At 58.2% G+C, this 22517-nt stretch carries 21 protein-coding genes and 1 pseudogene; 10 read left to right on the forward strand and 12 right to left on the reverse strand.

Annotated elements, in window-relative coordinates; all coding sequences use genetic code 11:
• Positions 1-501: 501 nt before the first annotated feature.
• From EN993_RS03560 to EN993_RS03615, 12 genes are all read right to left on the reverse strand, one after another.
• Positions 502-1305, reverse strand: coding sequence for a hypothetical protein (locus tag EN993_RS03560; protein WP_024505378.1), 804 nt, complete (start codon positions 1303-1305; stop codon positions 502-504).
• A gap of 355 nt (positions 1306-1660) precedes the next feature.
• Positions 1661-2698 (reverse strand): EscU/YscU/HrcU family type III secretion system export apparatus switch protein, encoded by a 1038-nt coding sequence (locus EN993_RS03565; protein WP_024505377.1) that lies wholly within the window; start codon positions 2696-2698, stop codon positions 1661-1663.
• A complete protein-coding gene (sctT, locus tag EN993_RS03570; protein ID WP_063169270.1) occupies positions 2695-3513 on the reverse strand; it encodes a type III secretion system export apparatus subunit SctT in 819 nt (272 codons plus the stop codon). The genes EN993_RS03565 and sctT overlap by 4 nt, the downstream gene beginning before the upstream one ends.
• Before the next feature lie 8 nt (positions 3514-3521).
• A complete protein-coding gene (locus EN993_RS03575) occupies positions 3522-3770 on the reverse strand; it encodes an EscS/YscS/HrcS family type III secretion system export apparatus protein (RefSeq protein ID WP_081714428.1) in 249 nt (82 codons plus the stop codon).
• Positions 3771-3799: 29 nt separating this feature from the next.
• Positions 3800-4465 carry a type III secretion system export apparatus subunit SctR gene (sctR, locus tag EN993_RS03580; RefSeq protein ID WP_029354851.1) on the reverse strand — a complete coding sequence of 222 codons (666 nt, stop codon included), beginning with the start codon at positions 4463-4465 and terminating at the stop codon, positions 3800-3802.
• The gene (sctQ, locus tag EN993_RS03585) at positions 4458-5486 is read right to left on the reverse strand and encodes a type III secretion system cytoplasmic ring protein SctQ (protein WP_095769044.1); all 1029 of its coding nucleotides are present in this window, start codon (positions 5484-5486) and stop codon (positions 4458-4460) included. Before sctQ ends, sctR begins: the two co-directional genes overlap by 8 nt.
• A gap of 89 nt (positions 5487-5575) precedes the next feature.
• Complete coding sequence (locus EN993_RS03590; RefSeq protein WP_063169269.1) at positions 5576-6088, reverse strand: hypothetical protein; 513 nt, start codon at positions 6086-6088, stop codon at positions 5576-5578.
• Positions 6064-7422 carry a type III secretion system ATPase SctN gene (sctN, locus tag EN993_RS03595; protein WP_063169268.1) on the reverse strand — a complete coding sequence of 453 codons (1359 nt, stop codon included), beginning with the start codon at positions 7420-7422 and terminating at the stop codon, positions 6064-6066. Before sctN ends, EN993_RS03590 begins: the two co-directional genes overlap by 25 nt.
• Entirely contained in the window at positions 7419-8042 is a 624-nt protein-coding gene (gene sctL, locus EN993_RS03600; RefSeq protein ID WP_024505371.1) for a type III secretion system stator protein SctL, read from the reverse strand. The genes sctN and sctL overlap by 4 nt, the downstream gene beginning before the upstream one ends.
• On the reverse strand, positions 8039-8677 hold the full coding sequence (locus tag EN993_RS03605) for a nodulation protein NolU (RefSeq protein WP_306462320.1): 639 nt from the start codon (positions 8675-8677) through the stop codon (positions 8039-8041). The genes sctL and EN993_RS03605 overlap by 4 nt, the downstream gene beginning before the upstream one ends.
• Positions 8670-9533, reverse strand: coding sequence for a type III secretion inner membrane ring lipoprotein SctJ (sctJ, locus tag EN993_RS03610; RefSeq protein ID WP_024505369.1), 864 nt, complete (start codon positions 9531-9533; stop codon positions 8670-8672). Before sctJ ends, EN993_RS03605 begins: the two co-directional genes overlap by 8 nt.
• Positions 9534-9542: 9 nt before the next feature.
• Positions 9543-10052: a nodulation protein NolB gene (locus tag EN993_RS03615; RefSeq protein WP_024505368.1), complete on the reverse strand. Its 510-nt coding sequence runs from the start codon at positions 10050-10052 to the stop codon at positions 9543-9545.
• Positions 10053-10239: 187 nt separating this feature from the next.
• On the opposite strand from EN993_RS03615, the gene EN993_RS03620 reads away from it, so the two are divergent.
• From EN993_RS03620 to EN993_RS03665, 10 genes and pseudogenes are all read left to right on the forward strand, one after another.
• Positions 10240-10938, forward strand: a complete 699-nt coding sequence (locus tag EN993_RS03620; RefSeq protein ID WP_024505367.1) for a secretin N-terminal domain-containing protein — start codon at positions 10240-10242, stop codon at positions 10936-10938.
• Positions 10939-11239: 301 nt separating this feature from the next.
• Positions 11240-13174, forward strand: coding sequence for an HrpF/NolX family T3SS translocon protein (locus EN993_RS03625; RefSeq protein WP_024505366.1), 1935 nt, complete (start codon positions 11240-11242; stop codon positions 13172-13174).
• Positions 13175-14230: 1056 nt separating this feature from the next.
• On the forward strand, positions 14231-14575 hold the full coding sequence (locus tag EN993_RS03630) for a helix-turn-helix domain-containing protein (RefSeq protein WP_082826567.1): 345 nt from the start codon (positions 14231-14233) through the stop codon (positions 14573-14575).
• Positions 14576-14612: 37 nt separating this feature from the next.
• Entirely contained in the window at positions 14613-15950 is a 1338-nt protein-coding gene (glyA, locus tag EN993_RS03635; protein ID WP_063169266.1) for a serine hydroxymethyltransferase, read from the forward strand.
• A gap of 57 nt (positions 15951-16007) precedes the next feature.
• On the forward strand, positions 16008-17183 hold the full coding sequence (gene metK, locus EN993_RS03640) for a methionine adenosyltransferase (protein ID WP_063169265.1): 1176 nt from the start codon (positions 16008-16010) through the stop codon (positions 17181-17183).
• 100 nt (positions 17184-17283) lie between these two features.
• Positions 17284-18297, forward strand: a complete 1014-nt coding sequence (locus EN993_RS03645; RefSeq protein WP_063170366.1) for an adenosine kinase — start codon at positions 17284-17286, stop codon at positions 18295-18297.
• Positions 18298-18362: 65 nt separating this feature from the next.
• Positions 18363-19397 (forward strand): L-threonine 3-dehydrogenase, encoded by a 1035-nt coding sequence (tdh, locus tag EN993_RS03650; protein ID WP_063169264.1) that lies wholly within the window; start codon positions 18363-18365, stop codon positions 19395-19397.
• 714 nt (positions 19398-20111) lie between these two features.
• Positions 20112-20280 (forward strand): annotated as a pseudogene (locus tag EN993_RS37635) (transposase); the annotation flags it as partial.
• Positions 20281-21085: 805 nt separating this feature from the next.
• Complete coding sequence (locus EN993_RS03660) at positions 21086-21772, forward strand: response regulator transcription factor (protein ID WP_063169262.1); 687 nt, start codon at positions 21086-21088, stop codon at positions 21770-21772.
• 71 nt (positions 21773-21843) lie between these two features.
• Positions 21844-22517: pilus assembly protein N-terminal domain-containing protein (locus EN993_RS03665; RefSeq protein ID WP_245468619.1), on the forward strand; the 674-nt coding region annotated here is incomplete at its 3' end.

The raw sequence follows: 22517 nt of genomic DNA on the forward strand, positions 1-22517 counted from the left end.
CACGCTGTGAGTCAGCGAGCATTTCTCCTGGCCAAACCGCGAATGCCGCTGCGCGAGTTGCGGTCCGGCGATTGGAGTCGATCGGCTACCGTCAGGGCCGATTTGCGATGTCGCGTTACCGGCTGTTGACGTGGCGGCGTATCTTGCCTCCCATCCAACTTATCGCCGAGATCGCGCCGCCAAGATCGAGGCGGAAGGTCTTCCTGCGAGCGCGGAGCAGGCATAGCCGATCCGATCGGGATCGGCGCATCGCAACGACCCAACGGTGTGGTGGAGAAAATTGGATTCGGGAGAGCTCGGTTCCAAGAGGCGGAGTTCCGGCCCGAATACAATCCGCTCGCAAGCACCCACGATGCGCATCCGCAGTTTATTGTCTGGGAGATGGGCTGGATTGCTCGGCGGCGCTGGCGCTAAGGCGGGGCTGTCGCCGGACAATTAGCATTCACTGCCAACAGCCTTGCAACCGTCACCAGTTGCAAGGCTCGGCGGCGGGTCGACAAATCACATGAAATCGTCGTCGGACCCGCTATCGCTGCTGTCGCTATCCTCGGTTTTGTGGAGATAGAGTGGAGGTTTGCCTGCACGCTGCCACTCACCGGCACTGTTCTTCGTCCATTTGTCGGGATGCTGCGTAGGGTCAAGCACCAGGTCGCCATGATCCACTTCAACAAACCCCATCGTCTGCGCGCGCGCTTGTGCTTCCGGATTAGCCGCACGCCAATTCAGCAACGGTCGGTCGCCGTCTATCCGAAGTTGATGCTCCAGCAGAATATCGCCCGCATTTTCGACGAGCGGATGGGCGACTTGAAGATCCACTATGGAAGTGACCTCAGTTCGACCAGGAAATTGTTCCCGCCAACTTTCCGATTCGAACTCGTTCATGCTGAATCCGCCTTCCATTCTCAGCAGTCCGGCACTCCGGTCTCCCAATTGGTAACTGAAATATCGCGCGTGCTCCGTATCTCGACGGATGCCATATTGCTGAGCAACGTCCGCGGTGCGCCTGGCTCGTGACGATACGAACTCCGAATACTCTTGAGGATTGTCGGCGATGTGCGTGATTTCATCACCATGAAATTGCCTCACCTGTCTCCTGAAGGAAGTCCTGTTGATCTCCACCACAGGAGGTCGGGAATTGAGGGAGTATGCTTGGGGAGCCGCCGATGATGAGGCGCCGCTACCTTCCGATCCGGATAAGTGCATTCGGGCAAATGTGTCCGCGAACCCTTCGCTTCCTGCATCCGATTGCTCGCCGGCATTATGCGCGCGGTAACTATCGGATGAGCCACCAATTCGACCATACATGACGATTCGTACTCCTATGTTTCGCAACCGAGCTCAAGTTAGCACGGCTGTTCAACATAGGGCGCTTAGTTGACGACTAGCTGACGAGGGCATTCCAACGGCTGCACCAATCAAATCCGCACTGCCGGCCTCAAAACCTCGGACTGCGCCACGCACCGGCCAGCAGAGGCTGCAAGGTCATGCCCGGAGGACTTGCCGTAGTTGCTGGGTGGCAGATCCGAGGGGAGTGATTGCCCCAGGCCCGCGGTTGCGCGGTTGGCCTGACAGAGACACTGGGGCACGGATGGCCAGCCGACATTTGCCACTAGCATGGAGCCAGGTCAGTTTTGAACTGGGCAGTCGTGGACTTCCATGACTAGGCCAAGCCTGCGGCAAAGAATGCTTTCGCGACAGGCTGGAAATATTGCATAGGAACCGCGTGGCCGAGTTTTGTAGTGCCTATCAGCTGACGCGCTAAGACATGGTCATGGACGATCGTCAGGCGTAGTGCCCGCGCCTCGCTCAACACATGTGAAACGCGCTCACCTTCGGCACGGCAAACTAAGAACGGCACCCCGGTTTCACCGCGAACGTAACGCAGACCGATCAGGACCGCCCTTCCTGTTAAGACCAGCGTGGCGCGATGCACGCCAAGCGCAGGCTCGTCGGCCGCCTCCTCGCGGATGCGACGCTGTTCACCTTTCAACTCTGGCGCTCCTTGCTGATCCTTCGACTCGCGCGTCACTTCGGTATTGGTCATGCGCATTTCGCGCAGATACAACGCGCGCTGGAGCAGAAGATCGATCAGTCCGCCGACCAGCAGTGCGCCGGCGCCAATTCCCATCAGCAATTTTGTCTCCATAAAGATGAGGCCAACACAGCCCATGCCGCAGATCGGCAGAGGGACCATTGTCTTCCACATCCCGAGAAGGACAATGGAAAAGGTTGCGCTGAGAACCAATACCTTGAACATGGTCTTGCAGACTTCGACCATGGAACGAGCAGACCCCAAGCGCTTCAGCCCTTCAAAGGGGTCAATTTTCTTAAAGCTGAGCTTCATCGGCTCCAGAGAGAAGACAAATCCACCATTGGCTAGCAGGCTGGCCAAAATCACCGCGGCGACAAGGGTTCCAAGCAGCGGGCCAACAGCCGCGACTGTGAGTTGGACGAGCACAACCAATGCCTGCGGCACCGCGGTATCGAAAGGTAGGCTCTGCAACTTGGTGGCTAATAGGAGCGCTTCCCGGCATTTGTCCTCGATCACGCTGCCTCTTAGCCAAAGGTAGCCGAGCCCAGCGCAAGTCCCGACCGCGCGGACGAAATCGGAGCTACGTGGCAGCTGTCCTTTTTTGCGCGCTTCACTTAACTTCTTCGGGCTGGCGGCGTGTGTCTTCTCTTCACTTGTGTCGCTCATGGCAGCAATTTGTCGAACCACTCCAGCACGCCGTTGGCACGTGTGACCTCCAGTTTCATGCTCTCCACCAGATAGGCAGCGTAGGTGACCATGAGAACTGGAAAGACAATGTTCTTGATTGCCGGAGACAGTTGGCTCGCCTTAAATTGCGGGGCAAAGCGACGCAGCAGCATCATCGATATATCAATCAGTATCAGGAAGAACACGACAGGCCCCGAAACCAATAATGCCGTGCGCATTATGCTGTCGAGAAGCCCCAACAACTCCATTGCTCCTGGCCCGCTCAGTGTCGGGTGAAACTGATACACCGGCCAGATCAAGTAGCTGCGGTACAGGACACTGATCAAAGTTTCCAGGCCTCCTGATCCGACGAATATGGCAATCGCAGTGATCCCCAGAAAAACGCCCATCGCGGAAGCCTGACTGTTCGTCGCGGGATCGGCCGAAGCGGTCGGGCTGCTGATGCCGCGTTGGTTGTCGATAAGCTCCCCGGCAGCCTGAAGGCCCCAAAGCGGAATGCCAAGAAAAGTGCCAAGGAGTACACCGACAAAAACTTCCTTGAATCCGAGCAGGGTTAGCTGGATCAGGCGCGTATCAGGATCCAGCGCCGGCAATCCGCCGCTGACGTGTGCCAGGCATGGTAGTGCGAAGCCAACAGCCAAACAGCCCCGGATCAGCCCACTGATCTGCGAGCGTGTGAATACGGGAAAGATCAGCATGATGCCCATCGCGCGGGCTGCCCCAAGACCTGCCGCAACGACGAGTTCGAAAGCCGTCTGGATCAGAATTTGAATATCGGCCGATGGCGCGTCCATGGGGCGGACTAGTAGCTAAGTGTCATTGCGGGAAACTCGGTGAAGATCTGATCGGCTAGCTCTATGAGCGGGGCGCTTAGCACAGGAGCAAACAGCCCAATCACCGCGACAACGACCAGAAGCTTCACGGTGAGCGGCAAGCTTTCATCCTGGATCTGCGTCGCCGCCTGGAGGATGCCGATGACGAGGCCGACAACCACTGATGCAATGAGCGGCGGTAGAATCCAGATCATGAAAACCACCAGTGATTGGCTCATAAGAGTAATGATGCTGGATTCAGTGATGATCAGCCTCCCGGTAACGTATAACTCAGCACAAGCCCATGCATCAATTTTGACCAACCATCAATGGCAACAAACAAGAAGATCTTGAACGGAACAGATATAACAGTTGGTGAGACCATCGACATACCCATTGCCATCAAGATAGTTGTCACTATCAGATCTATAACAATAAAAGGCAGATAAAGTAGAAATCCTATCTCAAATCCGCGCTTCAATTCTGATAGCAAGAAAGATGGTACAAGTATTGCAAAGTCATCAGGCGTGGCTGCAGCGTGCATTTCCTCTGGCCAGACCTTTTCTGTCGAAGATAGGAAAAATCGCCGCTGCTCTTCATTTGTGAATTTCTTGAGATGCTCGCGCAAGGGCTCACTTCCGGCTTTAGCGGCGCTTACCCAGTCGTCGAATGTCTGATAGTGGAGCTTGGGATCCGACATGCGGTCATAGGTCTGCTCAGCAACGGGCGCACTAACGAACATAGTGAGGATCATCGCCGCGGCGTACAGCACCACATTGGGTGGTATGGTCTGGGTCCCGAGCGCATTGCGGACGAGGAAAAGAACAATTGATACCTTTACAAAGGCCGTTGTCGTGGCAACTGCTAAAACCAGCAGACCGAGTCCGGCGGTAACCGCAAGAAGCGCCAGGATTGTCGGCTGAGCTTCACTCATTGCATGCAAACCCGCCACGGAGCCTGATGCCCAGCTCTTCTCCGATGCGGACAATGTCGCCACGCCCGATACGCTGACCATTGGCCACTATGTCGACCGGGCCGTCGATCGGCCATCCAAGTTCAAAAATATGCCCTTCGCCGGCACTTCTTAATTCCCCAAGAGAAATAGGCCAGCGGCCGCATTCAAAGACAAGCACGATCTCGACATCGTCGAGATCCTTAGTAAGCTCCAGTTGCGATCCGGGTTGTGTCATATGCGCACTCTCCAAAGGACACGGTCGCGGGCGGAAAGGCCCCCGCAAGATTAATTCATCGCCGTCAAGATCCGCCTCGGCGCACAACTGGCCGACAGCTAGGGTGATCTGGCCGCGGCCGAACGGCGCAATATCGGGCAACAATGCATCACCGACACATGCGCTTCGAAGAAGCGCCGCAGGAAGGCGAAGCGTGCCGACCTCTCCTGCAACAATGAGCGGGAGCTCTGGAGGCAGCCCGCCCAGCTGCCGCGGCAACTGGGCAAGCAGTTCGCCTAGCGCGCGAAACGCAGGCGGTACTAAGCCGTCAAGTGGCGTGAACAGGAATAGACGGCCCTTGCCCTTGACCGCGCCGAAAATGATGTCGAGTTCAAGATGAGGAGCCAGCATCGTGGCTTCGCATACCCGCACGAGTTGCACGTTCAGACGCGTCGTCTCCTCCAGTCGAGTGACAAGCGGCTCCAGAGCGAGTTCGAGAATTAGCGAAGCAGTTGGCTCGGAAGGGAAGGCCAAGCCGTTCTGCACTGTCGTGATGAACTCCTCTACGAGCGGGCGCGACAGTGACAAGATGACCGTTTCGGCTCCCACTCTCCAGACGCAGTCAAGCATCGGAATGGCAGCAGGTTCCTGCTGCCAGACAAGCCCTGCCGTTCGCACCGATAGCGGCACCTCGTTGATCCGGCTTTGAAACGGCGTGCGCGGCGCTGCTGTATCATTGAGCCACGAGACAACCGTGTGGGACAGTTTCAGAACTGGTTCGAACATGGCGGGTGTGACCGCAGCGCCTATCAAAGACTGCACGGTCGTGTCATTCGGACGACCTCTTGCGACCGTCGGATCCGGTTGCGCGGCATTTAGGCAAGCGACCCCCTCGCATATTTCAGCAGTATCTCATCGTCGGCCTCGATCTCGGCTGCGGCCTCCGAATGAGTCTCGACGGCGCGCCGCACGTCGTCCTCGATTTGTTGCCATTTGTCCCTTGCCGCCGAACATATGACCCATAGCTCCCTCGTCCTGGACGCCGCCATCTCAGCCTCCTCTTGAGCGATTTGGGTATCATCAAGCATCTGCCGTCTGGAATTGATCTCAGCGGCAAGTTGTTCAGTGTGAAGGCGGTGACGGTCGAGCGCTGCGCTAGACAAGTTGTCGAGTGACATCAGATGCTGATAGAGCGCTGCTTCTTTTCTTGAACAATGTTGCTGTATCATTGCAAGCTCCCTAGAGGCATTTTGTACGGCTGAGGCGGCCACATCGCGCTGGGCTTCCTTCTTGGACAGCTCGCCAAGGGCACGACGCTCTTGCATTTCCTTCAGAAGCCGTATACTCGAAGACTGAATCCAGTTTACGCGGTCAGACGCGACATCCATGCGACCGTCTCCTCGAAATCTGACGCGTCATCTTCGCTCTGGCGCAGAAACTCCCTCAGTTCGTCGATTGACGCGACAGCCCGGTCAGTCAGGGGATCTCCACCTGGCTTGTATTCGCCAACATTGATCAAGAACTCGGTCTCGGCATAGCGCGACAGGAGCTCGCGGAAAATGGATGCTGCCTTGCGATGTGTCCCCGAAACGACTGCATCCATGACGCGGCTGCGACTCTGCAGCACATCAATAGCGGGGAAATGCGATCGCGCCGCAATAGCGCGTGAGAGGATGACATGGCCATCGAGAATACCACGCGATTCCTCGGCGATTGGATCACCCGTGCCATCACCCTCTACAAGCACCGTATAGAAGGCCGTGATTGAGCCCCGCTCACCCATGCCGGCGCGCTCGAGCAGGCCTGGCAGCATGCCAAAAACGGAAGGAGGAAAGCCCCGTCGCGTCGGCGGCTCACCCGCAGCAAGGCCTATTTCGCGCATAGCGCGGCAGAAGCGCGTCAGCGAATCCAGCATGAGAGCAACGCGTAGGCCTTGATCGCGGAAATATTCCGCGAGCGCAGTCGCCATTGGAGCGCATTGCGCACGCTCTACCGCCGAGCGGTCGGATGTTTCAACCACGACGACCGTACGGAGAAGGCCCTCTTCACCAAGATTCCTTTCGATGAATTCACGAACTTCCCGTCCACGTTCGCCTATGAGCGCCACTATGACGACGTCAGCGGCGGCACCCTTTACGATCTGTGACAACAGCGTCGACTTGCCACCACCTGGCTCGCCATAAATCCCGATCCGCTGGCCCTCGCCGCACGTCAGCAGACCATCGAGGACACGGACCCCAAGCGGGAATGGCCGCTCAATCATGCGCCTCGTCATCGGATTGGGGGCTCTGCCATGCAGGGGCCGAGTTTCGACGGTCTTGATTTCGCCTTTGCCGTCCAATGGGCGGCAACGACTGTCGATCACGCGACCGAGCAAATCGCCGCCGACGGGCACCTCACGCATTCGGCCAGTGGCCACGACCTCTGCGCGGCTGGATAGGCCCACCAAGTCCCCGATCGGTGTCAGCAATACACCATCACCCGACAGGCCGATCACCTCGGCCTCGAGCGACAGCCCGGTTCGCGGGTCCTCTAGGAGGCAAAGTTCCCCAATACGAGTGTCTGGCAAGACGGCATGAACCAGTGTGCCGATAGCCCGCGTGATCCGACCGCGCACCGCACGCGTGTCAATTCGCTTGGCCGCAGCCCTCAAAGACGAGATTGCTGGAACGAGAGCTCGAGTGTGGGCGTCAGCGTTATGTTCTGGGACGGGCTTTCTCATAGCTCGCCTTTCTCACAGAGCGTCCCGAAACCAAGGCGCAGCGCGCGCATCTGGGCGTCAAGTCCAAGGTCAACATTGCCGTACTCGCTCCACAGCACGCAGCGTTGCGGCGACAATGTCGGGTCGGGCTCGATCCGCACCCTTGGTCGACCATCCTGGCCGTCGCATCGAGCAAACTCTCGTGCAAGCATGTCGACTTGCATGGGAGAAACATGAAGGCAAACGTCGGCGCCGCTGTATTGACACTCTATGGCGTGACGAACAGCCCTCACCAATAGCTCGCCCGGATCGAAAGCGCCGATAAGATCGCTCAATATTTCCATCACGAGCTGCGGCAATTCCTGCTCCAGAGCCGCCTTTCGTCGCGCGATTTCGGAGATTGTCTCCGCAATCAACCCTGCCATCTCCTCGGTGCCTGCATTCGAGCCCTCCATGTGGCCGCGCGCCCACGCCCGCTGGTAAACCGCGCGTGCCCAGTTTCGAACGCGCTGCCGATGCCGTTCTGCCGCGGCAAGGGCTTGCGCGGCGCTGTGCCAGGTTTCGAGCTCGCTCGCGGGTATCAGTGGTCCGACTGGACGCATCTGCGGCGCTATTGGCCCCTCGGAAAGTTCGACTGTCATTTCACCGGGGTCTCTGTCTCAAAATGAGCTACTACAAGTGAAAGCAATTGGCCGGCGGCGGTCCAATGCTCATGTGCTGGAGTCTCCGCGGCAGTCCCCTCGGGCAATCGAAGAAGCACGCGGTTACGCTCGGTCGCTGAACTGTCCTGGAGCCAAGCTCCAAGACATGCGTGTCCATCGTATTCGATTTGCTGAGCGAGTTTTTCTGGGTCCGAGATCAGTCTTTTGTCAACAGCATGCAGCAGGTGTCGGATTCCGAATGCGTGTGCATCCACGCCGATGCGTTTAACAAGGATGGCAAGCTCAGGCTGAGAGACAAACGCGACCAGCGAACGGGCATGCCAGATACTACCAGCAAGAAGGGTCGCTCGATATGGATCATGCCCGCGTAGAAGGTCCGGCCTGCAGCCGATGTGGTTCAGATCCACGTCATCGTTGCCCAGCAATTCTGCCAGCCTTGGATGCAGTCTGGAACACTTCTGCAACTTCACTAACGTTTCGGCCGATAACGCTGGATCAAGACGCGCCGCAAGACGGGTTGGATGGGCCGAAGCCGCAAGCTCGCTCGCGCCCGGAAAGTGCGGACCATCAGGTCGGGCGGTCTGTATAGGCATTGGCAATGAGATGTCACCCACGTCCAATTGCAGGCATTCTTTTGCGAATGGCCTCGACAGCAGAAGCATCCCGGCGCCCCTCGACCTTGGAAACGCCGGTTGATTGCTTGCGCCGACGCGTAACAACGCCGATCAAGAGATAACAGGCCACGGCGAATACGGCTGCGGCAAAACCTGTTACGGTCGCCAGAAGTGGCGCAGGAAGAGGTAGTGATGCTTGTGGCAAAACAGCAGTCGGATCGGGCCGTTGCTCGTGTGCGGAACGTTCTACCGGCACCAAAACCACTTCCACCTTATCGTAGGACAGGCCTTCGATGCTGTCGGCTACAAGCATCTTTATCTTTGGCAGCAGAGCCGCGACATTTGTTTTTGCGTCGTGCCTGATAAACACCGAGGCCGAGGATGGCGTGGCACCGGCTCGCACAAGGTCGTTATGCGGCAGCACGACGTGAACACGTACAGAAAAAACGCCATCGATATCGCTGATCGTCCGCGACAACTCTTCGCTCAGGGCATACACGTAACGGGCACGCTCTTCGGTCGGCGAGGCAATCAGGCCTGATCCTTGGAATATCTCACCGAGGTTCTTGAAGGATTGGCGCGGCAGCCCCTTGGCGTTCAGAAGGTTGATTGAGAAGGCGAGCAGCTTTTCGTCAACCTGGATCGTGCTGGTTCCATCCTTGGCGACCACCCGGATCGCGGCGACCCCGTTGTCTTCAAGAAGTGCGAGCATTTCATTTGCCTCACGCTCTTGCAATTGCGTGTAGAGGTCGGCTTTGCAAGCAGTGAGGGCGACGAGAACTGGCAGCATGACAAGTCTAACCGACCGCCACCCTGACAGGCCACGCATGATTTCGCCCTCGGCCAAGCCAATCATGCGCGCGGTTCAGCCTTCCTTCAAAAGTTTATTCACGGATGATGTGACGCCGCTGACGCCTTTGGAGATAAGCGCCACCTGGGTGACGCCGTTGTAAACATCCCGAAGACCAGCCATCATCGTTTCGAAGTCTTGCCCTTGTTGGGGAATGCCCGAGATTCCGGTTCCCGCCTCACCTGGAACGGGAAGCTTCTGCGCCGGTCCCGGTAGAGCGCCCTTCGAAAGGGCTATGTCATGGTCGAGCGCGGGGAAGGAAACAGTGTTGTGTGGATATAGGGAGGAAATCGTCTGCAACACGCGATCGCCCATGCCGCTCGTCGGCGCAGCCGCGCGCTGAACATCCATCGCCGCAGCAACTGGCGCCGCACTCGCTGGCCCCGCGGCGGCATCGTTTTTCAGCGAGTCGGCTGCATGCCCTAAGGCGCGCTCAAACTGGGCCTGCTCGACAATCGACGGTGATCCGACCCTGGGGAGGCCAGCCGTTAGAGTGGCAGAGATCGACGTGACAGGCATCATCATGTAAGGACTCGGTTGCTCTCTCTGACCGGGCGAGCCCCGCCCATTCATCACCCGGTGTCGGCGCAACACTCCTAGGGGGGCAAGCTGACAACAAGCTGACTAACGGCGGCGTCATTTCGACAATCTAAAATCTCTTCGGCAATTTAGTCACTTGTGATGATTTCAGCGTTTGGTTTATCAGTGCGACATGCCGAGAACGCTTATCCAACCCGTCACCCTGCATGTTTTGAGACTTCTTTGTGCCGGGTTTTTTCTGTCCACCGGGATTCACCCGGCGCATGCAGTCCCGCTGTCCCTTCCGGCGACACCCTATAGATACACGGTTCTGGATCAGGAGCTCGCTGCAGCGTTGCAGGAATTCGGCAACAACCTGAATATCAGGGTCAACATCAGTCCTGCGGTGAAGGGGCGAATTCGCGGACGTATGCCTGATTTGCCACCGCGCGCGTTCCTCGACCGCTTGACGAACCTTTACGGTCTACAATGGTACTATGACGGCCTTGTGCTCTATGTGTCTGCTGCACAAGAATCGCAAACTCGAATGCTTTTGATGACGTCGATTCGCTTCGATGCGTTCAAGGGGGCTCTCGACAAGCTTGATATCTCCGACGAGCGCTATGTGGTCAAACCCGTGCCAGGCAATGGCCTCGTCTTCGTTTCCGGTCCACCGCGCTTCGTCGCACTCGTGGAGCAGACCTTTAACGGCTTGGTGGCGCAGGCGCAGGCGCAGACTCACATAGCGGCAACGCCAAAGGAATCAGTGCTGATCTTGTTTCGCGGCTCCTCCACTACGGTCGTTCGCGACGGACGACCGGATGCTTCTTATTCTTCTGACATCCCACAACAGGATAGCGTTGGCGGGAAGCCTGAGCTGGGCAAGAAATGAACATTGAGGATTTCCCGCAGCTCTGAAGAACATGACTGCGGCTACCCCTTTGTGAACTCTTCGCAAACTCGTCAGTTTCTCGAAAGCTAATCCGCTCATGATGAGTCCCGGCAGCTCTCGCGGTGACTCCGGCCATTGTGTTGGACCGAACCTTGGAGCCGGCCCGGAACACAGCAATTGAAGGCAGGGCAGGCGCATTCGTGACCTGCCGACGCTTGGAATTGTCGAATTTTGTGAAACGCAAGGGATCTTCTGTCGGGGTCTCTTGTGGGGATTTCAACGTCACGTCTGAGGATGCATAATGTCGGCCAGTAATCTTTCAACTTTCTACCGCTCAAATTCGCTACAGTCCGCAAGGGGTTGGCCGGGCCTGAAAGTTTCCCATTTTGCGACCCAGCATCAGCAAAGTGCATCGTGCTTCGAAGCGATGCTGTCCACTTGTGTGCTGGCAGACAAGCCCGGCTCTTTCGCGCAAGGGGATCTGCCAGCGTCGAATCTTGATTCGACAATGGATAAATTGCGGCAGGACCCTTTGGGCCATCTGGCACCGGATGTCTTGACATTGAATGGCTTGGAGCAACACCCACTGGATCTGCTGCCGCCAAATATGAGGGCGGCTCTCAAGGAGGACCAATCGCAACGCTCCAAGGCGACTGAAGCCCAACATCTGCTCGGCGTCACTCCGAAGATCGAGCCGGCTCCCAGGCCGAGCCCCGGAATCACGTGGAACGGTGGGTCGCTGACCACGGCTGAGTTGCAGATTGTTGCGGTACTCAACCGTCACAAGGACCAATGCCCGCTTACTTGGAAGTCGTTGACCGACAAAGCCAATGATCCCTCTACGCCACCGGATCTGAAAGCGGCGATCCAGGGACTGCAGCAGGATTCGGGACTTTTTTATGCGATTGGCTCGCAGGGCGACGGCCGCTGTGGAGGCAAGATCAACGCCAAGGACTTGGCCGGATTTTCAAACCACCACCCACAAGTTGCTGCATTTCAGGAAGCCCAAGCGCGAAGCTACGAGCAGAACTACATACCATCCGACGGCAGCGGAGGTTTGCAGCCTTCGGTCATGACCTTGAGCGATGCCTTGCGGGAGTTTTACCGGTACTCCGAAAATCTGTCCAAGGACCTGAGTCTGGATGAGTTCAAGAAAATGGTCGGCGGCGAATCGAAAAACGGCAAATTTCCGCCCCAGGTCATTGCGGCGGCGCAATATTTCCTCGATCACCCCGATGCTTGGAACCAGTTGTGCGGTGGCTCGAAAGGGAAGATGCACAAAGAGGATTTCCTGCAAGTCGCCTCATCGTCGATGAGCCTCACGCAAACTGAGCTGAATACGGTCGAGATGATCAAGGACCATCAGGACACGTTCTTTGGAAGCGGTGTTCTGACTCGCGACAAACTGGCGAAAATGAAAGACGACAAGAGCCTTGATCCGAAAGTGCGGGAAGCAGCCTCTCAGCTCCTTTCAGATCCTCTTTTGTTTGGCCTCCTGAACAATTCGATCACGGGCTATAAGACCCATCATAAATTCTTCGACTTTGGCGGCGGGCATACGGTTGATTCCGGCAATATCAGCAAAAAAGACTTTGCCCATTTTTGCACAAACATGTCGTCTGCGAACCGCAACGTTCAGCAGCCAATCACCCACGGCGCCCAAACCGCAGAAGAGCAGAATGCCGTCGCGGACATGAAGATGGGCCTGATGGACCAGCCTGACATTAAGTCAGCCAAAAAGAACGGCGGGGCCGTCATGCACGTCGTCGACTCCGTGCTCAAAATCGAGACGAAAGTGCTCGACTTGGCGGCAACGGCGGTGGGACTGCTCAGCTTCATTCCGGGCCTCGGACAAGTAGCCGATCTTGCCTCGATGGTTCTCGAGGCTGAGTCGCAAGCAGCCAATCTCCTGCGTACGGCCATTAACGGAGGCGATATGAAGCGAGCGCTGGAGGAAGCTGGCCTCAATATGGCCGCGCAGGCGATCGGCCTTATCGCAGGCCCCGAGGTCAAGCTGGCCATTCGAAATGGGCTCGTAAAGCACCTGATGGAAGAGGCCTTGGCGGCAGGCATTGATCTTTCGGTCTCGACGGCGCAGGACTACGCAGAAGGCTATGTGAATAACCTCAAAGCGCGCCTTGCAGGCGGCCCTGAGCAAAGCCTAGGCCTTCCGAGCATGCCATCATTCCAGAGTGTGGCAAGCAATGTGCCCTTCGTCGGCATTGCCTTATCCTAGCCGTCGCCTTGCGCGGAAGCTTTGGCTCGCGCGCTGACATAAGGGTCATTGTGGCACAAGCAGGGGTTCATCCGCATCAACGCAAGCGGTGTTCCTGACGCCATCTGGATCGGACTGTGAGGGGGATGTCCGAAGTCTGTGAAGACTTCGGTATATGACGACTTCAGAGTTACGCTGAGCCCAGCCATCTCGAGCCGGTGCGCCGGGTCGAGGTTTTCACGGGCGCCGGCCGGTAGCGGGAATGGTCTCCGGAAGGCACGGCGCGGATGGTGGCGGAGCGGCGCAGCCGAAGGAACGGCTGTCGCGCGCCCAGGGCGGCCTCCCGAACAGCAGACGATGATCTCCTGCCTTGGGCCTATATCCTCGTGCCACGCTCAAGGCAGTCGGCTGAAAACAGCGCTGATTTAAAACAGCATTATCCTGCACTGCACCCTCGATCCTTGCGCTCACCGATCGCTCGTCGACACGCACGCGGTCAAGTCGTTATCGGCGCTATGCCGATGGGCTTCGAGAGCAAGGTGGACGCTGAGCGGTGCGTCAGCCTCAGGGCGCGGCTGGCCAGCTTTGGGTCTCACGCTCTATGACGGCAACACCCGGCTGATCCACTTGGCCTGTTCGCGGGCTCCCGGCAGCGGCGCGGAAGCCACGGTCCGCCTTCCTCGGCTTCAGGCCAAAGATACCGCAGCATGCTCCAGAGCTATGTCTGCCGCCTTCGCCCCATCGTCGCTGGTCATGTGGAAAGGACAAGCAGGCTACGCACCCTATAATCCCGTCGGGCAGGATTCGACAGTCGACGGCGAGACATTCGCCAAACCTCCCCCTTGATTCTCAGCAACGTTAAAAAAAATTCACATAATGTTCGTGAGTGTAGTCTCCTGTCAGGTGGTACATTAGCCCCAATATCTGGCGTCTTAGTCGTAGAAAGGACTGTGATCTATCTTCCATTAGCATCCATACCAGCGGATTTACAGCAAATGACGAGAGAGGTCTCATGCGGATTGATGGGGATAGAAGGGCTAGCGGCTTGCTGCATCCCGTCCGGGTTGATGCTAACCAATGTTGACACTGGTAAATCGCCTAAGGACGGCAGCGCATCTTGATCGCCTTCGAATCCTGGGCCTTTGCGCGCATGCGGATCTAACCGTCGGCGAGCTGGCCGATATTACCGGTCTGCCTCGCGAGCAGGTTCGACGCCACGTTCGGCGGCTGGTCAGAGCCAACTTTCTTTGCTGCAACGAACAACGTCCGCAGTCTTCGTACCATATGCAAGCAGGAGGCAAGGATGGCGAGCTGGCTCAATTGGTGGTCGATCTCCTGCCCCACGATGATGGCCATCATAAAAGAGACCTACAACGCCTGGAAGCAATACAAGACGCGCGGTTGAAGGGACCGCCTGCTTGATCGTGAAATAGATCAGTCCAAATGGAGCGCGACTACCATGGATAACTCCGCCGGCGGCGCCATCGCGCAGCCCGACACTTACGGGCGGCCTCACTTAGCCGCCGTCGACTCCCGCGTTCACGAACTGCTTCTAAGACAGGAGCGTCAGGAGCGGACAACTCTCAAACTGATCGCCTCCGAGAACTTTGCCTCCTCGGCGGTGTTGGAAGCGACCGGGTCGATTTTCACCAACAAGTATGCCGAGGGATACCCCGGTGCGCGCTACTACGCCGGAAACGAGATCGTCGATGAGCTTGAGACCCTCGCGATCGAGCGCCTGAAAGCGCTATTTGGCAGTGAACATGCCAACGTCCAGCCTTATTCAGGCTCGCCAGCCAACCAGGCTGTCTATCGCGCGCTTTTGAGCCCCCGTGACAAAGTCATGGGCTTGCCTTTACCCGAAGGCGGCCATCTGACTCACGGTTGGTCCGTCAATTTTTCCGGCAGCGATTATCAGCGCGTCCCGTACAGGCTGCACGAAAAGACACAGCAAATTGACTATGACCACTTGCGCGAGACCGCCAAGCGGGAACGCCCGAAGCTAATTTGGGTCGGCGGAACTGCTTATCCGCGTATTTTTGACTACGCGGCAATGGCCGAAATTGCTTCGGAGGTGAACTCGTATCTGGTGGCTGACATCGCCCACATCTGCGGCCTGGTTGTCGCAGGAGTGCATCCGAACCCCGTGTCCCATTGCGATGTGGTCACCAGCACCTCTCACAAGTCGATCCGCGGTCCCCGGGGTGGCTTCATTTTATCAAGGAATGAAGACCGTTATCAGCCCCTCCATCATCCGAAGAGCAAACACAATCTGGCCAAACGTATAGACCGCGCCGTGTTCCCTCTTCTGCAAGGCGGACCGCATATGAATACTATCGCCGCGCTTGCCGTCGCTTTGCAGGAAGCAGCGAACTCGTCCTTTCGTGTCTACGGTCAGCAGATCGTCCACAACGCCAAGGCTCTGGCCCAGGCACTTCTGGAGCGAGGTTATGAACTCGTCACCGGGGGCACTGACAATCACATGCTGATCCTTGATCTTCGGGACCGGTCGCTGTCAGGCAAAGCCTATGCGGAGCGCTTATCGCGTGCAGGCATCATTGCGAATTTCAATATGGTCCCGGGCGACCGGCGGCATCCGGCGCTGACAAGCGGCATCCGCTTAGGGACACCAGCGGTGACGTCCATGGGCATGCGCGAAACGGAGATGGTGCAGATCGCCGCTTTCATCGACTCGGTCTGCCGCCAGCCCGATGACCAGGAAGTTCATGCGAGCGTACGAAGAGACGTTGCCGACTTCTGCACTGCGTTCGATGTTCCCGGCATCCCCGACCGATAAGCCACCCCAATCCAGAAACTCCTCACTAACTCCAGCACTTGAAGCGAGGGCATTTTTATGACCAGGCAGTTCGTGTTCTCTTCCGAATCCGTCGGCGCGGGACACCCCGATAAGATGGCAGACAACATCTCCGATGCCATTCTCGATGCGGTCCTGCGCACCGATCCGAAGGCGCGCGTCGCCTGTGAAGTGTTGGTGAAGACGGGGATGGTCGTTGTGGCTGGCGAGATCACCAGCCATGCCCACATCGATTACAGCCAAGTCGCCCGCGATACGATACTCGATATTGGCTACGACGATGATGCGATTGGCTTTGATGGTCGACGTTGCGCCGTCGTTCTGGCCCTCACCGAGCAGTCGCCCGACATAAGCCAGGGCGTTGATGAAGGACGAGGGCAGGATCTCGGGCAAGGGGCAGGGGATCAGGGCATCATGTTTGGATTCGCATGCAACGAGACGGATACATTGATGCCCCTGCCGATCCAACTCGCTCACCATTTGACGAAAAGACAGGCCGAGGTCCGGAAAGCGGGACAGCTTGGCTGGCTGCGTCCGGACGTGAAATCTCAAGTGTCGGTACGCTACGAAGGGCTCCGCCCGGTGGCGCTGGATACCATAGTCCTGTCAACGCAGCATGACGAAGCGGTCTCACAAGCCACGGTCCGCGAAGGCGTCATTGAGGAGATCATAAAACCGGTCCTGCCGGCCCACCTGGATACTTCGGGGATCAGATTTCTGGTCAACCCAACAGGGCGGTTCGTGGTCGGTGGGCCTGCCGGCGACTGCGGCCTCACAGGACGGAAGATCATCGTCGATTCCTACGGTGGGACCGGGCGTCACGGCGGCGGTGCCTTTTCGGGCAAGGACCCATCCAAGGTTGACCGCTCGGCGGCCTATGCCGCCCGGTATGTCGCGAAGAACATCGTTGCCAGCGGCCTTGCGGAGGTCTGCGAGGTTCAGCTTGCCTACGCGATCGGCGTGGCCAGTCCGGTTTCTGTCATGGTCAATACCTTCGGAACCGCAAGGATCGAGGAAAAAAGGATCGAGCGCCTTGTTCTCGAGGTTTTCAATCTCCGACCGAAAGGCATCATCAAGATGCTTGATCTCTTACGGCCGATATACCGCAAGACGGCGACATACGGACACTTCGGGCGTGAAGAGCCTGAGTTCACTTGGGAGAAGACGGACAAAGCTGACGATTTGCTGCGTGAAGCCGGACCGGCAGCTGCGTGAGGGCGGCTGGATCAAGCGCATGCGGCAACCCATTTCAACTCGCGAGACCACGCCCGGCCGGCGTGGCAAGAAGCCGGCTCGGGTTTTGGCGGAGATTTTGATGCCGGATTATGACGTGCTTTGCATCGGCAATGCCATTGTCGACATCATCGCCCAGTGCGACGAGGAATTCCTCGAGACCAACGGCATCATCAAGGGCGCGATGAACCTCATCGACACACAACGCGCCGAACTGCTCTACAGCCGCATGGGCCCGGCGATCGAAGCGTCCGGCGGCAGCGCCGGCAACACGGCGGCCGGCGTCGCCAGCTTTGGCGGCCGCGCGGCCTTCTTCGGCAAGGTCTCCAACGATGCGCTGGGCGAAATCTACGCCCACGACATCCATGCGCAGGGCGTCGCCTTCGGCACCACGCCGCTCAAGGGTGAGCCGCCGACGGCGCGCTCGATGATCTTCGTCACGCCCGACGGCGAGCGCTCGATGAACACCTATCTCGGCGCCTGCGTCGAGCTTGGCCCTGAGGATGTCGAAGCCGACAAGGCGTCCGGCGCCAAGGTCACCTATTTCGAAGGCTATCTGTGGGACCCGCCGCGCGCCAAGGAGGCAATCCGCCAGACGGCGAAGCTGGCGCACGCGGCAGGCCGAGAAGTGTCGATGACGCTGTCGGATTCGTTCTGCGTCGACCGCTACCGCGACGAATTCCTCGACCTGGTGCGCTCGGGCACGGTCGACATCGTCTTTGCCAACAGCCACGAGATCAAGTCGCTCTACCAGACATCGTCGTTCGACGAGGCGCTGGCCCAGATCCGCAAGGATTGCCGGATCGCCGCCGTCACCCGCTCGGAAAAAGGCTCGGTGATCGTGCGCGGCGACGAGACCGTGGTGATCAAGGCGACCGCCATCAAGGAACTGGTCGACACGACGGGCGCCGGCGATCTCTATGCCGCCGGCTTCCTGCATGGCTACACGCAAGGCCGCGACCTGCAGACTTGCGGCGACCTTGGCTCACTGGCAGCCGGATTGGTGATCCAGCAGATCGGCCCCAGGCCCCGTCAGAATTTGCGCCGCGAGGCTGAGCAGGCGGGGCTGACCATTCCGGACGTTCAAACGAGTTAGTGGCCTACCTTCCCGTTGTGCAGGCTATCTCGCCAGAAGCGCAATCACGGAATAGGGAAATCCTGATGTCGAACATGATGAAGGCGCTTGTGAAGGCCAAGGCCGAACCGGGCATCTGGATGGAAGAGGTGCCGGTGCCGGAAATCGGCCCCAACGACGTGCTGATCAAGATCAAGAAGACGGCGATCTGCGGCACCGACGTGCACATCTACAATTGGGACCAGTGGGCGCAGAAGACGGTGCCGGTGCCGATGGTGACGGGCCATGAATTCGTCGGCACCGTTGCCGATTTCGGCGCAGCGGTCACCGAATACAAGGTCGGCCAGCGTGTATCGGGCGAAGGCCACATCGTCTGCGGCCATTGCCGCAACTGTCGCGCCGGGCGAGGGCATCTGTGCCGCAACACGCTCGGCGTCGGCGTCAACCGTCCAGGCGCCTTCGGCGAGTATCTGGCGATCCCGCAGCACAATGTCGTGCCGATCCCCGACGATGTGCCCGATGAGATTGCCGCGATCTTCGATCCCTTGGGCAATGCCGTCCACACCGCATTGTCCTTCGATCTGGTCGGCGAGGACGTGCTGGTGACTGGCGCCGGGCCGATCGGCATCATGGGCGCGCTCGTCGCCCAATGCGTCGGCGCGCGCAAAGTGGTCATCACTGACATCAACCCGGTGCGGCTGGCGCTAGCCAAGAAACTCGGCGTCCAGCATGTCGTCGACGCCTCGAAGGAGAAGCTGCGCGACGTCATGCCGGTGCTCGGCATGACCGAGGGGTTCGACGTCGGCCTCGAAATGTCAGGCGCCGCCCCCGCTTTCCGCGACATGATCGACACCATGAACAATGGCGGCAAGATCGCCATTCTGGGCATCGCGCCGACCGGCTTCGAGATCGACTGGAACAAGGTCATCTTCAAGATGCTGCATCTCAAAGGCATCTACGGCCGCGAGATGTTCGAAACCTGGTACAAGATGATCGCGCTTGTGCAGGGTCCGCTGGATGTCTCCGGCCTGATCACCCACCGCATCGGCATCGACGATTTTCAGATCGGTTTCGATGCGATGAAGAGCGGCAGTTCCGGCAAGGTGGTGATGGACTGGTAGGGATTGCCTTGGCCGCTATTCAGGAAAAGCTGACGACAGCACCTCTGGTCCGCCGGACATTTTCCAACTAGGGGAACATGGCTGGGTGGAGAGCTATGGCTCCGCTACGTGCGCTCGCTAATCATATACGGCGACGTATCGCGGCCCACCCGGTGACGGTCGATGGGGCAATTCGCTTCAGTCGATGACGGAAACCCGGTGAACCGATGCTGAGGCCCCGACGCGATCGTCTATTTCCTATGATCTGCGATTGAGGTCGAGGTGTTGCCGCTTTCAGCGGGTAAGATGCGATAGACGACTTCCGGTACCCTTCCGGTCAGCGAAAAGGAAGGCAACGAGCCGCATTGCCTCAAGCAAAATGTTACCAATAGTGTCCTGTTCCAAAGGGGATGGACAGGTCGTGCCATTCCGGTTCGGGGGAAGGATGGCGCGGCTCAGCATGGCGACACGGTGAAGCGGCGATCGTGGAGCTTTATTGCGGCGTTGACAAGCGGCGCATTCTGGATGAGTTCGAGGCGGTAACCGGCTATTATTCGCAAGCGCGCGATCCGTCTTATGAACCGTCGTGAGCAGAGGCCGTCTGCGGGCAAGAGCCGCAGCCGCTGTTACGGCAGCGATGTCCGCGACGCGCTCATCGTGTTGTGGGAGGATTCGGAGCGGCTGGGTCCGCATCGACGCTCGCGGCGGCCAGCGCCGCCGGGCAGGAATGAGTTCGCAGTTCGCCGCTCGGTGCCAGCCCGCACCTTCGGCGATTGGAAAGATCCGCCGCCCGGCTTTGTTGAGCGCATTCGGGCACGTCTTCGTCAGGGAGCTTCGTGCAGACGATGGTGCTGACCGGATTGCCGCCGGCTGGACCGATTGCATTCCGCTCCGCACGCGCGACAGCGGCAATGTGATCATGGCGATCAAGCAGGCCCGCTCCCGGTTTCGCTGACCCTGTGCTGCTGTTTGCCGGCATCCGCCCGCACAGGAAGAGCTTGTAAAAGTGCGGAAATCGAGGAGCCGTTGGTCGTCGATCTTCAGCCTGAACGCGGTCGTTTGCTGGTGCCGCAAATCGGCTGTTGCATGTACATCCCTGTCAGACGTCAGTTTTCCTCGCCTATTTTGGTGTCGAGCGCGAAGTGCTCCAACCAGATTGCAAGGCTTTTTGGAAATGAGAGCGGCTTTGCGCAGGGCGCTCCGTTGTTGAGCATTCAAGCTACCAAGCCAATGACGCGCAGGTTCCACCAGGCTCGCCAGCCTTGAAGGACAGCGAAAAAAGCAGAGCACGACAGACACAACAGTGCATCAGGACGCCGCAGTCGTTGAAGATGGTGCGCTGCATCCATACCGTGGATGCATTCGATCCAAATAATCGATTTGTTCAATCAGTTTCTCGAAAGCTAACCCTACCCTCTGTGGGAATCGGGCTCTGAGCCGCGACGCTGCCTTGCGAGCGCAGGGGCTGCACGTAGGAGAGATGATGCAACGAGAAATCGCACGCGGGTTGCTGGCCTCGTGGGTTCGCCGACCGGCGTATTTGAGCCCGTCAGTTGGTCCTCACCCGCGCCTATTGCCACCGAGCGACTTGCATGTCCCTCCGACTCGGACCAGTTCCGAGAGCTGCGACGAGTTGCGCGCCGTGTGCTCCGATCAGATGGCCGCCGGTGACGCGTTCGATGGGCCGTCCCTCTTCGAGAGGAGATGAAATGCGAACGCTGCTCGTGGATCATCATGCGGATCTTGCGCGCGCCATGCGACTTGCGCTCGGGGATGGCGGCTTCGTCGTTGATGTCGTTGGTACTCTGGAACTGGCTTCGAGTGCATTTTCTTGCGCCAGCTATGAAATTCTCCTGCTGGAATTGGCTCTGCCAGATGGCGATGGCTTGGGTTGGCTGAGGCAGTTGAGGACCCACGGGCATTCAGTTCCTGCCGTCATTATGAGCAGCCTTAACGATCTCGATAAGCGAATTGCGATCTTCAACGGTGGTGCGGACGACTTTCTGCTCAAACCCATCTCTACCGATGAGCTTATTGCCAGAATGAGAGCCATTCTGCGCCGGGCGACACAGATGACCGACCTGAGGCTCGTATTTGGCAATCTCGACTTTGATCCGGTCGCCCGCCAGGTTTTCGTTGATGGGCACCCAATGATGATCGCACGTCGCGAACTCTGTGTTCTAGAGCACCTGCTTAACCGGGCAGGCCGCATCGTGCCCCGTGCGCAATTGGAAGATCACCTCTATTCATTCAACGACGACGTGTCTGCCAACGCGCTTGAAGTCGGAATTTATCGTTTACGGGGACATCTGACCAGATCAGGTGCAACGCCACGGATCAAGACCATCCGAGGCATTGGTTACATCCTAGAATTGACTGACGCCTCGTCCGCATAGTTTGTCGAATCGAAAGAAGATCTATTTTGCTGATCCTTCAACATCCTTGCGCTGCGCTCAATTGGCGGGCGATCGCCAACAAGGTTACAAGACCTGCAGTGCCCCGTTACCTGGGCCATCTCCTCTGCGCGCTTATTGTGACTTTCCCACTTGGTGTCGCGGCGCAAAACAAGCAGGACAAAGGCCCGCCGCATGCGGCTTCGAATAGCATCAACGCCACGCTGACCCTTTCCTCTTCGCTCGGGGAGACCGTTCATCTGCCCGGGCCAGCCACGACCATCTTTGTTGCTGACCCCACGATCGCGGATTTTCAGGCGCCATCGAGCAAAACAATCTTCGTCTTTGGCAAGAAATCGGGGCGGACCAGCCTATTCGCCTTGGATGGCAATGGCGAGCCTCTCGCCGAATTGCGTATCGTTGTCACGCAACCGATCGGGGATTTACGCGCCATGTTGCGGGAGCAGGTCGGCGACTATCCCATCCGCGTCAACTATACGCCGCGCGGCGCAATCCTTAGCGGGACGGCGCCCGACGCAGAGGTCGCCGACACCGCAAAAAGAGTCACTGAGCAATATCTGGGCGACGGAGCGCAAGTCGTCAACAACATCAAGGTCGCTGGATCCCTGCAAGTTAACCTCAGCGTGCGCGTAGCCGAAGTCTCACGCAGCGCCATGAAGTCACTCGGCGTCAACTTGTCCGCCTTCGGTCAAATCGGCAATTTCAAAGTGGGCGTTCTAAGCGGAAG

It is taken from the genome of Mesorhizobium sp. M7D.F.Ca.US.004.01.2.1 (genome assembly GCF_003997785.1).
In the GTDB taxonomy this organism is placed as follows: domain Bacteria; phylum Pseudomonadota; class Alphaproteobacteria; order Rhizobiales; family Rhizobiaceae; genus Mesorhizobium; species Mesorhizobium loti.